General features: G+C 38.8%; 9 protein-coding genes. 5 read left to right on the top strand and 4 right to left on the bottom strand.

The window, feature by feature from the left end; all coding sequences use genetic code 11:
- Positions 1-345 precede the first annotated feature (345 nt).
- Together I6F48_RS02985 and I6F48_RS02990 are read right to left on the bottom strand one after the other, a co-directional pair.
- Positions 346-1,413, bottom strand: coding sequence for a glycoside hydrolase family 43 protein (locus I6F48_RS02985; protein ID WP_197118762.1), 1,068 nt, complete (start codon positions 1,411-1,413; stop codon positions 346-348).
- A 62-nt stretch (positions 1,414-1,475) separates the two neighbouring features.
- The gene (locus I6F48_RS02990; protein WP_165727802.1) at positions 1,476-2,831 is read right to left on the bottom strand and encodes an MFS transporter; all 1,356 of its coding nucleotides are present in this window, start codon (positions 2,829-2,831) and stop codon (positions 1,476-1,478) included.
- Between the two features lie 364 nt (positions 2,832-3,195).
- On the opposite strand from I6F48_RS02990, the gene I6F48_RS02995 reads away from it, so the two are divergent.
- The 3 genes from I6F48_RS02995 to I6F48_RS03005 all read left to right on the top strand — a co-directional run bounded on the left by I6F48_RS02995 (position 3,196) and on the right by I6F48_RS03005 (position 6,548).
- The gene (locus I6F48_RS02995; RefSeq protein WP_166419481.1) at positions 3,196-3,924 is read left to right on the top strand and encodes an NUDIX hydrolase; all 729 of its coding nucleotides are present in this window, start codon (positions 3,196-3,198) and stop codon (positions 3,922-3,924) included.
- Positions 3,925-4,195: 271 nt separating this feature from the next.
- Positions 4,196-5,686, top strand: coding sequence for a SulP family inorganic anion transporter (locus I6F48_RS03000; protein WP_197118763.1), 1,491 nt, complete (start codon positions 4,196-4,198; stop codon positions 5,684-5,686).
- Between the two features lie 10 nt (positions 5,687-5,696).
- On the top strand, positions 5,697-6,548 hold the full coding sequence (locus I6F48_RS03005) for a universal stress protein (RefSeq protein ID WP_197118764.1): 852 nt from the start codon (positions 5,697-5,699) through the stop codon (positions 6,546-6,548).
- 87 nt (positions 6,549-6,635) lie between these two features.
- Here the strand turns inward: I6F48_RS03005 and I6F48_RS03010 are convergent, their stop codons facing one another.
- Positions 6,636-7,553, bottom strand: coding sequence for a LysR family transcriptional regulator (locus I6F48_RS03010; protein WP_197118765.1), 918 nt, complete (start codon positions 7,551-7,553; stop codon positions 6,636-6,638).
- A 116-nt stretch (positions 7,554-7,669) separates the two neighbouring features.
- On the opposite strand from I6F48_RS03010, the gene I6F48_RS03015 reads away from it, so the two are divergent.
- Together I6F48_RS03015 and I6F48_RS03020 are read left to right on the top strand one after the other, a co-directional pair.
- Positions 7,670-8,293: a glutathione S-transferase gene (locus tag I6F48_RS03015; RefSeq protein ID WP_197118766.1), complete on the top strand. Its 624-nt coding sequence runs from the start codon at positions 7,670-7,672 to the stop codon at positions 8,291-8,293.
- A 641-nt stretch (positions 8,294-8,934) separates the two neighbouring features.
- Entirely contained in the window at positions 8,935-9,225 is a 291-nt protein-coding gene (locus I6F48_RS03020; RefSeq protein ID WP_197118767.1) for a hypothetical protein, read from the top strand.
- Between the two features lie 45 nt (positions 9,226-9,270).
- Here I6F48_RS03020 and I6F48_RS03025 read toward each other — a convergent pair whose 3' ends face one another.
- Entirely contained in the window at positions 9,271-11,424 is a 2,154-nt protein-coding gene (locus I6F48_RS03025) for a 2Fe-2S iron-sulfur cluster-binding protein (RefSeq protein ID WP_197118768.1), read from the bottom strand.
- Positions 11,425-11,454: the final 30 nt, after the last annotated feature.

Consider the following 11,454-nt stretch of genomic DNA (forward strand, 5'->3'; position numbering starts at 1 on the left):
AGACTTTAAGAATTACTCGAAACATAATTGTAAACTATTTGTTTCATTTTACGGTCAATAAATAATTATTGTGTGTGTATGTTTTAAACGTTTTACAAAGACCACAACCAGTTTTAAACATGTGCTACTTAACTAAAAAACATTAAATATCATCAAGTTTATGCTAATTCTTTGTGCTAATTTTTTACTTTAAAATATTTTCATTTTGTCATATGTCCTCAGCTTCCTCTTAAATCGACCATTAACAAAATAAATTAATGGTCATATTGACTATATCTTTTTTGTGCAAATAAAAGGCGTTGCAGTGCTCACGCAGATAATTTGCATTGTTTATAACTATTTTTATTAAGCGTGTTCATATGGGCTTATTGTTTGGATTTTTCCGTTTTCGTCGTGCTCAAGCTTAGCCATTTTCATACTGCGTAAATGGGTTTGCCCGCTCGATAACGTACTGTCGTGATAAAATAAAAACCAATCACCATTGTGCTTAACAATTGAGTGGTGCGTGGTCCAACCCAGTACTGGGTTTAAAATAACGCCCTGATAGGTAAATGGTCCGTACGGATTATCGCCCGTTGCATAGACAATTTTGTGTGTATCACCCGTTGAATACGAAAAATAATAAACACCGTTGTGTTTGTGTACCCATGGGCCTTCAAAAAAGCGGCGGTTGTTATCGCATACTGTAATTGGTAAGCCACTCTCATCAAGTACAACAACCTCTTTTACGTCTTCGCTTAGGCTGATCATATCTTCCGATAATTTTGCAACGCGTGCTGGAATTGCAGCTTCACCATTTTTTGGATATGTACTTTCTTTGTTAAATTCGCTCGTTTGCCAATTTTGTAATTGGCCGCCCCACAAGCCACCAAAATACAAATAATAACTTGAGTCGTCGTCTTCAAATACAGCAGGGTCGATACTAAACGTGCCTTGAATGTAATCGTCTTCTGCTTTAAAAGGCCCTGTTGGGCTGTCACTTTTTGCAACGCCAATTCTAAAAATACCTTGCTGATCGCGTGCCGGAAAATAAAGGTAATACTGACCAAGTTTATGCGCTGCATCGGGTGCCCACATTTGCTTGCTTGCCCATTTTACGTCGTCTACACAAAGTGCTACGCCATGGTCTATGGCTTTGCCCGTGCTTTCGTCCAGCGAAAACACATGGTAGTCGCGCATTGCAAAGTGGTCGCCGTTATCATTAATTTCATTTTTTGATTCAATGTCGTGCGACGGGTAAATATACACTGTGCCGTTAAACACATGCGCTGACGGATCGGCGGTATACATGTGATCAACTAATACATTGTGATTTTGTATTAACGAGTTGGCTCGTTGTAAGTCTTTTAACTGTTTAAGTTCAGCGTCACTTAATCCATTAGATGGGGGTGCTGCTTGCGCTGTATTTTGCATTTTTACTCCTAGTATTGCCTGCCCAATTTACACTTTTAAAAGGTGAAAAATGGACTGCTAAATTAGTTTATGGTTTTGTTATCAGCCAGCTTCGTTTGAATGCGCTTTACTTCAGGCTCGGTAAGTTTGTAACGTGTTATAAAAATTAAACATGCCACGGTACAAATTACTGGAATACCAGCAAAGGCGAGTAAAATGCCTGATAACGTGTGTTCTGATTGCTCTTGATTAGGCACATATGCATAGCCAGATAATATCCACCCTGCAATAGCACCGCCAATTGCAAAGCCTAGTTTTATTGCTAATAAATGACCCGAAAACGTAACTGCCGTTAATCTGCGGCCAATTTTTAATGCGCCGTAGTCAACCGTATCAGCCACCATCGAAAACATAATTGGGGTAATAATCATGTGGGCAAAGTTAGCAATAAAGTACACAATAAAAATGGTGACTATAGCGTCGCTCTCAAGTACGTAAAACATGCTGTGAGAAATAATTACGACCACTAAAGCGACAATGAAAAGTGTTTTCTTTTCAATAAATTTGGTTAAAAAGTTAGTAGATATAGCACCCAATACTGAGCCAATTGCTGAGAGTGTTAAAAAGTTAGAAGTAAGCGAGGCTTCTCCTACGTAGTACTTAATATAATGCGGTGCGACTGAGGCTCTAACGCCAATTAAGATTAATGTTGCTAGGCTTATAACGGCTATAACAACCCATTGATCGTTTTTAAATAGGCTTAAAAACTCAAGAAAGGCATTCTTTTTACTTTGCGCGGGTTTAACTTGTTTGGTTTCTTTGGTCATTTTAAAACACAGTAAAAAACACGCTGCGGCAAGTCCGCCTAAAAACACCATTGCTAGCGGGTAACCTACTACATCGTTGCCGTCGCCAAAAAAGGCAACCAGCTTAGGCAGTGCCCATACAATTACAAGCAGTGCTGCCATTGCCATTGCAAATCGGTATGACTGTAGCGATGCGCGCTCTTTAGGATCGTTTGTCATTACTGCGCCAAGTGCACCGTACGGTATATTAATGGCGGTATAACACGTCATTAATAGCCCGTAAGTTAAGTAGGCATATATAAGTTTGCCCGTAGAATCAAAATCTGGGGTTATAAATGCTAAGCAAGCAAACACACCGTACGGAACAGCTAAAAATAATATGTAAGGGCGGTAAGAACCCCAACGGCTGCGAGTTCTATCGGCAATGCTGCCCATTATTGGATCGGTAATACCATCAAATAAACGAACCGCTAATAATAAGGTACCCGCAGCAGCTGCAGATAAACCGTAAACATCGGTATAAAATATCAACATAAAGTTAGCGACCATTTGAAATACAATATTACTGGCTGTATCACCTAGGCCGTACCCTATTTTTTCTTTAATTGTGAGTGTGTGTTTTGTGTTGTTCATGTGTGCTCAATTTTCAATGCAAATCGATATAGTCAAAAATACTATATGCATTTTTAGCGCATGTAAACATTTATGTTACATTTTTAATCAACTGGTAATTTATTTAATACATGACGCTAATTTGGCGTTAAATTTACTAACATACAAAGGTATTATTCGTTCGATAAAAAACCAATACCAAACCAAAGTCGAATATCGCCGTTAATGCGTAAAAACAGGGACAGTGTATAAAGTGATTAATTAAATAGATGTGATTGTTTTAGATAGGATTTATAAATGTTTTTTATTTGCGCTTTAAGCGCCTTTTATATACTCTTAATAGTCTTTATAACAATATGTATGTATAGCATTGGCTGAGTAATTTATGCACCATAAAACATCAAATATTTCTAACAATATTGACGAAGAATCGATTCCTGATGACTGCATTAGTAATCTAACCGTAGATAATATTGTATTTGCTATCCATGAAGGTAAGTTAAAAGTGCTGCTGGTTAAATATAATCGCGGCCTTGCAACAAGCCAATGGGGTTTAATTGGTCATTGGGTTCGTAAAGACGAAAACTTAGACCTTGCAGCTCTGCGTGTTGTTAAAAGTACCACCGGTGTTGAAAACCTTTATTTAGATCAGTTAGGTGCATTTGGTAACGTAGACCGCTACCCCGCTAGGCGTATTATTACTATTGTTTACTACTCGCTCGTGCGCTTTGAAGAAACCAATCTTGTGAGTGGCGATAACGCTGTAGAATGTGAATGGTTTGATGTAAATAACGTCCCTAGTTTAATGTTTGACCACGCCGACATTTTAAAAAGTGGCCTTGATTACTTACGTTATAAAGTAAGGCACGAGCCTATCGGTTTTAGCTTACTCCCAGAAAAATTCACCCTGCTTGAGCTACAAGGAATTTACGAGTCGATTTTAAATAAGTCACTCGATAAGCCTAACTTCAGACGTAAGTTTCAAAAAATGAACTTATTAATAAACTGCAAAGAAAAACAAACCAACGTAGCCCACAGAGCTGCTACTTTGTACCGTTTTGACATAAACGTATATGAAAAATTAAGAGAGTTTGGTTTTACATTTGAGTTTTAAATATTCAAAAACATTATTAGATTAAAGTTTGGTCTTTAAGGCCAAACAGCATGCTGCTAAAGTGTATGTGTTACTTATAATTCGCCCGCATTATTAATACACACTAATCAAAAAGGAGCTTTTTACTTGAAACTTACGCCGCCCTGGGCAACCACTCCCTTTTTCATCAGCACGTTGCGTGCACCCTTAATCGCCATCTGCGCGAGAATCACGGTTATTTAAATAAAATACTCCCCTATACTTTGGGAAACTAACTAATTAGGTTTATTACATGTTTGATCACGTAAAAAGAGATTGGCTCTCTAATGTTCGTGGTGATGTGCTTGCTGGTATTGTTGTGGCACTTGCCCTAATACCTGAAGCGATTGCCTTTTCTATTATTGCGGGTGTTGATCCTAAAGTGGGTTTATACGCCTCATTTTGTATCGCCGTTATTATTGCCTTTGTAGGCGGACGCCCTGGCATGATATCGGCTGCTACCGGTGCAATGGCGCTGTTAATGGTAACGCTAGTTAAAGATCATGGTCTGGAATACTTACTGGTTGCTACCTTACTTACTGGTGTACTACAAATATTTGCAGGCTTTTTAAAGCTTGGTGAGTTAATGCGGTTTGTATCGCGCTCTGTTGTTACAGGGTTTGTAAACGCACTGGCAATTTTAATATTTATGGCACAGTTACCTGAGCTGACTAATGTTACTTGGCATGTTTATGCGATGACCGCAGCGGGTTTGGGTATTATTTACTTATTTCCGTATATTCCAACTATTGGCAAAATACTTCCCTCTCCTTTAGTGTGTATTGTTGTTATTACACTGGTTTCAATATTTTTAGGGCTTGATATTAGAACCGTTGGCGACATGGGCGACCTGCCTGACACTCTGCCTATATTTTTATGGCCTGATGTACCGCTAACACTCGAAACACTGCAAATTGTTTTACCCTACTCTATTGGTCTTGCTGTTGTCGGCTTACTTGAGTCAATGATGACCGCCACTATTGTTGATGACTTAACCGATACAACAAGCGATCGTAATAAAGAGTGTAAAGGTCAAGGTATTGCTAATATTGGTGCAGGCTTATTTGGTGGTATGGCGGGTTGCGCCATGATTGGGCAGTCTATCATTAACGTTAAATCGGGCGGTCGTGGTCGGCTCTCAACGTTTATTGCCGGTTTGTTTTTAATCATCATGGTGGTGTTTTTAGATGAATGGCTACGGTTAATTCCTATGGCTGCATTAGTTGCAGTAATGATTATGGTATCGATTGGTACGTTCTCATGGGCATCCGTTAAAGATTTAAAAAAGAACCCGCTTTCGTCAAATGTAGTGATGATTTCCACCGTTATTGTGGTGGTTGCTACGCATAACTTAGCCATTGGTGTTTTAGTTGGCGTATTGTTAGCAACGTTGTTTTTTGCCAATAAAATTGGCCGCTTTATGGTGGTTAAAAGCAATCATGATGAAATCAACGACCAAATAACTTATGAAGTAGTTGGCCAAGTATTTTTTGCCTCTGCTGAGCAATTTATAGCGTCGTTCGATTTTAAAAATGCGGTTGCTAATGTAGTAATAGATTTAACCCATGCCCACTTTTGGGATATAACAGGTGTATCGTCACTCGACAAGGTGGTTATTAAATTTAGGCGTGAAGGCGCAACAGTTGATGTTATTGGTATGAATAGCGCAACCGAAACCGTTGTTGATAAATTTGGTGTGCACAATAACCCTGAAGAAGTCGAAAAACTACTTGGCGGACATTAAGGAGAATGTAATGACTAAAATAATTACCTGTGTTGATGGCTCAGCCATCACTAAAAATGTAACCGAAGCCGCTATTTGGGCTTCAAAAAAGCTAAATAAACCCATTAGTTTTGTGCATACGCTTGAAAAAGCCCAGCAAACTAATATCGGCAACTACTCTGGCAGCATTGGGATTGGCGCGCATTCTTCGCTGCTTAGTGAAATGGTAGCCCTTGACGAGCAGCGCTGCAAAGTAAGTTTAAAAATGGCTGACGAATTATTAAACTCAGTAAGTGAGCATGCTAAATCGGCAGGCATTACTAATTTTGAGTTAATTAAGCGCCACGGTGATTTGCTCGATACCGTTATCGACTTTAAAGACGACACTCGCCTTATTGTTATTGGACAAAATGGTACTGGGCATAGTAATAGCTTAGCGGTACTTGGCTCGCATATAGAAACCCTAATACGCAATGCAACCCAACCTATTTTGCTTGTTCCTGAAACGTTTAAACAACCTACGTCATTTATGATTGCGTACGATGGCCGCGAAACAGCCGACAAAGCGCTACAACAAGTGATTGATGGCGGTTTATTACACGGCTTACATTGTCATTTAGTGAGTATTAAAAACAACGAAGAAGACCTTGAAGAAAAGTTTATTAACGCGCAATACAAACTCACCAGTATGGGTTTTAAAGTGTCAGCAAGCTTTTTAGAGGGCAATATTTTTGACTCGTTAATGCAATACAAAGAGCAAAATAATGTAGAACTAATTGTAATGGGTGCGTTTGGCCACTCTAAGCTAAGGCAGTTTTTTGTAGGCAGCAACACCATTAAAATGCTCGAAAACAGCGATGTGCCTGTGGTTATTTTGAAGTAAAGGTCACTTTTAAGTAAGTGGTTATTTTAAAATAAGTAGTTATTTAAAAATAAATTTAATAGCCCACACCAAAAAGCCTAAAATCACTTAACTGATTTTAGGCTTTTTTGTTTTTGGCTTAGCTTCAAACTTTTCGAATAAAAACTGAATAAACGACGTCACCTTTTGAGCCACAAATTTTCTATGCGGATAAATAGCAAATAAACCAAACTCAAATGTTTTATAATCCCGCATAACCTGCATAAGCTTACCCGATGCAATATCGTCTCTCACCACTATTTCAGGGATTAAGCCAATACCGCCACCCGCTACAACAACCTCTTTTACAGCTTGTGGATTATTAACCGAAACACGCGAGTTTACGCTTGCCGTTAATGCCTCACCACTTGGTGAAACTAGAGGCCAATGACGACCTATTTTAAAGTTACTATCAATCACTGTGGCGTGTTGCTCAAGCTCTTCAACATTCATAGGAGCACCAAAGCGGTTTATATAATCTGCCGACGCACATAAAATTAAAGGATAACTGGTAATTTGCCTCGCGATTAAATTAGAGTCAGACACGCTACCAATTCTAATTGCTAAATCAACACCCTCTTCTAGCAAATCAATTGTTTTGTCAGAAAGCACTAAATCAATACTTAAATCGGGATAGCGACTCAATAACTCAGGCATTAACGGCGCTAGGTTTGATTCACCAAACGACACCGGTGCGCTCACCCTAAGCTTGCCGCTAGCAAGCGCTGTTTGACCCGATAAGTTATCGAGCATTTCGCTGTAGCTTTCAATAACGGGCACTACACTTGCGTAATAACTTTGCCCCGCTTCGGTAATCGAAATTCTACGCGTGGAGCGGTTAAATAATCTAACCCCTAAGTCTTGTTCTACAATGCCCACGTATTTACTAACTAGCGCCTTTGAAAGCCCTAGTCTGTCGCCTGCGGCTGTAAAAGAGCCTGTTTCAACAACCGCGATGATTGTTTTAATGCCAAGAATAGTATCCATGATTGTCAATATAGCATTGACATTAATTCCTTGCTAGCTCGGTTTTTCAAAACTGATAATAGTGAAAGAATAGCGTTACTAAAAATCACTATTCAAAATTAAAAACAGGACTACCCATGAACAACCTAACGCTATACCGTTTTACTTTATCTGGTCATTCACACCGCGCAGAGCTATTTACATCGCTTTTAAAGCTTGATGTAAATATGGTTGATGTGGCACTGCAAAACGGCGCACAAAAGCAAGCTAACTTTCTTGAAATGAATATTTTTGGACAAGTACCGGTACTTAAAAATAACGATGACGTTATTAACGATTCAAACGCTATTTTAGTGTACTTGGCACAAAAATTTGATGCTAACAGAACCTGGTACCCTGAAAATGTTACGGTTCAAGCGCACATTCAACGCTGGTTGAGTGTTGCTGCGGGGCTTGTGGCTTCAGGCCCTGCTGCAGCGCGTTTAGTTACTGTGTTTGGCGCGCAGCTCGATCATCAAAACGCGATAAACATTGCCCATTCATTATTTAAAACCATGGATGCGTACTTACAAAACCGTGAATACTTAGTAGGCACTCAGCCAACTATTGCCGACATTGCCAACTTTTCGTACATAGCACACGCACCAGAGGGCGGCGTATCACTTGAGCAATACCCAAATATTTTAAGATGGTTAAGCAACATTCGTAAACTTGACGGCTTCATAGCAATGCCTGAAACAAAAGCGGGTTTGCTGGCTTAGTTTTTTAAGTTTTAAATACTGTTTTATAAGAGGCTATTAAGCCTCTTTTTTTGTGCTTGTTTAAGTGAAATCTGAAAAGCTAGTCTATAATATTTATAATTGGCAATAGGTTTTAGAGTTTGGTATTAATAGTTAGCTATGGCTTTAGAGCTTTAATATCTAAATAATTGAACCTTGGAAACTAAACGATAAGGATGATCACCGTGCTCATTACCGCTAATAAAATTATAAAGCTCTTAATAATGTGTATTACGATGTCTTTGACGTTTTTTTTATTACGTGGGTTCTTCGGTGAAGACGAACTAATTTTAACTAATTTGTTCCCTTATTTACTATCCTCCGCAATTGGTATAACTTTAGTTTCTTTATACCTATATTATTTCCCTAATCAGCAAAAAGTTAAATTTTTTTCATTTTTTATCCCTGGTATGATTTTGATGCTGTTATTAATACCAACCGGCTTATCTCAAATATGGCTAATTGATGAACTAATATTACTCTTATGTTTTATATTTGGTGGACAAGAGCTTATAAAAACTAAAAAGTGAATAAAAATCGTTTAGTACTAAACAAGTTAACTACCCATAATAAACGTTATGCCTCTTGTAGGCTCACTCAACATCTAATTGGATCAAAGGTATATGAATAATACTGATTACTCACAATACTCAAAAGAGGAGCTTTTTGAAGCTTTAGAAAGCATTGACTATGAGTTGTATGCTTCTAATGCGCTTAACGCTTATAGTATGCTTTTAACTAAGTTTGATGTAAGCGATAACGAAATAACAAAGCGATATAGTGACGATAGCCTAATAGCTTCAATTTTCAAATTGTGCTTATTCCCTCTTGCTAATAATTCTTCATTTTCAAGTACGGATTTAAGAAATAAAATTGCTACGATTAAAATCGCACATCAAGAAGCCTGTTCATAACCACAAATGTTTTACTAACCCATCGAAATTTAAGTAGCTTGAGGGCTACAGCTCTAAATCAAGCTCATCAACACCTTTAGCCGGAACAGCGCAGCAAATTAGCGCCTGCCCTGCCTCTACTGGGTAACTTACGTTATTGCGATAAACCACAGCACCTGCGTTTATTTTTACGGCGCAACTGCCGCAGCTGCCGTTTCGACAACCAAACTCAGGTTCTAAACCATGGGCTTCGGCTACATTAAGTATAGTGTTGTCGCCTTTGTTCCAGCGCTGCTCAAAGCCCGATTTACTAAATTTAATTACCGTGTTGTCTGCTTCCTCAACGTTCAACTTTTTGCTTTTATTAGACGCTCCGCTTGTGTTGAGTACTTTGCGGTTAATAGCGGAGGGGCCAAATGCTTCTGCAAATATGTTTTTATCCTGTACACCTAGCAATAACAGCTCGTTATATACGTGCTGCATAAACGCTTCTGGTCCGCATAAAAAGAACTCGTAATCATCAAGCGGTAAATAATACCTAAACACATCAGCATTTATTCGCCCTTTTAAATCAAAGCTTTCGTCTTTTAAATTAAAGCTCTCATCTTTTAAGTTAAAACCACCGCCTTGCTTTTCATCAAGCACAGGCTGAGATAAAAGTGAATAGTAATCAATTGCCCCGCCACTCGTATCTGCTAGTGTTTTTAGCTCGTTATAAAATGCGCGCTGTTGGGTGTTTTTAGCACTGTGAAAAATATGTAAAGGGCGTGTATGGCGGGTTCTTAACCCTTCATGGGCAATGTGTTTAGCCATTGAGATCATAGGTGTAATACCTATTCCACCACCAATGAGTACCGCAGGTTTGGTACTGGTGGGGTCAATAAAAAACTGTCCTTGTGGGTATTTAGCTAAAATAACATCCCCTACTTTTACGTTATTATGAAAGTAGCTAGACACCTCGCCACTGAGCTCTTTTTTAATCGATAACCGATAAAAGAGTTCATGCGGGCTTGATGAAACGGTGTAGGTTCTAGTAACAGGTTTGCTATTACTATTGTTATTGTCGCTATTTTTACTTGGTATTTGTACGGTTAAGTGCTGCCCAGCTTTAAACGGTAACAAGGTTGTGTTGTTGTGCCCTTCTAAATAAAAGGAGGTAATTACATCACTATCTTTAATTATTTTAGTTACTTTTAAAGGCTGCCAAGCATGTTTTAGTTTTTCGGCTTGTTTGTTTTTATCAGCCTCAAGCCACGTGCCCGTCATTTTAGTGTTAGGTGAGTAAGCATCAAATTTGGCAGTAAAAGGGAGTAAGTTTTTAAGCCACATTCCTTTAGTAACGGTAAATTTCCAGCCTCGGTCTGCACCAATAAAACCTTTAAGCTCTGGATGCCCGTCCCATAAAATTTCAACGCTGCCGGTAAGCATTAATACATTACCCGTGTCAAAATCAGGAAATAACAAACCTGCTTTTGGGTTTAATAAAAAGTTACCCATGGTATTAAAAAAATTGTTACCTGCGTAATCAGGAATCGTTAATGTATTACCTTCGCGCTTTACAAAACCTGGCATTCCCCCACGGTGAGAAACATCAACACCTTCAATTTTTGGATTGTTTTTTGCCGTTATAAAGCTTGAAACAAAAAATGTATCTGTGGTGTCAATTAACGTTGTCGCGGCGTTATCAAGCGTATTAAATTCAACTTTTTGCACTGCATTACTTTTAAGTAAAGGATCTCTATTAAACGCTAAGTCGCGCGTTTGAATATACTGCGGGCAATTACCAAAAGATTGATCAACATTAAAACTCACCTTATTATCGCTAATTACCTCACCTACACGCACATTTAAACGGTTACGCCTACGCGTGCTCAGCTCAATGCCTAATAAACCAATTGGCGAGCCTGCAATTTTTAACGTGTTATGTAGAGGGTCGTTTTTATCAACTGCGTGCGTCATTAATAACGACGTAGGAGTTGGGGCGCTTAAAAAGCCTGACAGCCCTGAAACAATAGATACCCACACATCGGCGTTTTCATCAACACTGCCTGCAACCACAAACGGTAACTGCTCAAAAAATGCTTGATGCTGCTCTGGCATAAACGAGCGCACAGCACGCTTGCCAAATGTTGCCATTATTTCTCGTTTACCGAGTTTGTCTTGTATTGCCAGCTCGCCTTCATGAAAAGGTGAAGCATCTATTGAGTTTGTGTTAGTCATTTCGCTCGTAATTTGTGTGCGTATTTTATG

The organism is Pseudoalteromonas sp. SWYJ118, assembly GCF_015864505.1.
Classification (GTDB): Bacteria; Pseudomonadota; Gammaproteobacteria; order Enterobacterales; family Alteromonadaceae; genus Pseudoalteromonas; species Pseudoalteromonas arctica.

Coding starts and splice junctions, on each gene's coding strand:
- I6F48_RS02985 (WP_197118762.1), bottom strand. CDS start 1,413: ATGCAAAATACAGCGCAAGCAGCACCCCCATCTAATGGATTAAGTGAC.
- I6F48_RS02990 (WP_165727802.1), bottom strand. CDS start 2,831: ATGAACAACACAAAACACACACTCACAATTAAAGAAAAAATAGGGTAC.
- I6F48_RS02995 (WP_166419481.1), top strand. CDS start 3,196: ATGCACCATAAAACATCAAATATTTCTAACAATATTGACGAAGAATCG.
- I6F48_RS03000 (WP_197118763.1), top strand. CDS start 4,196: ATGTTTGATCACGTAAAAAGAGATTGGCTCTCTAATGTTCGTGGTGAT.
- I6F48_RS03005 (WP_197118764.1), top strand. CDS start 5,697: ATGACTAAAATAATTACCTGTGTTGATGGCTCAGCCATCACTAAAAAT.
- I6F48_RS03010 (WP_197118765.1), bottom strand. CDS start 7,553: ATGGATACTATTCTTGGCATTAAAACAATCATCGCGGTTGTTGAAACA.
- I6F48_RS03015 (WP_197118766.1), top strand. CDS start 7,670: ATGAACAACCTAACGCTATACCGTTTTACTTTATCTGGTCATTCACAC.
- I6F48_RS03020 (WP_197118767.1), top strand. CDS start 8,935: ATGAATAATACTGATTACTCACAATACTCAAAAGAGGAGCTTTTTGAA.
- I6F48_RS03025 (WP_197118768.1), bottom strand. CDS start 11,424: ATGACTAACACAAACTCAATAGATGCTTCACCTTTTCATGAAGGCGAG.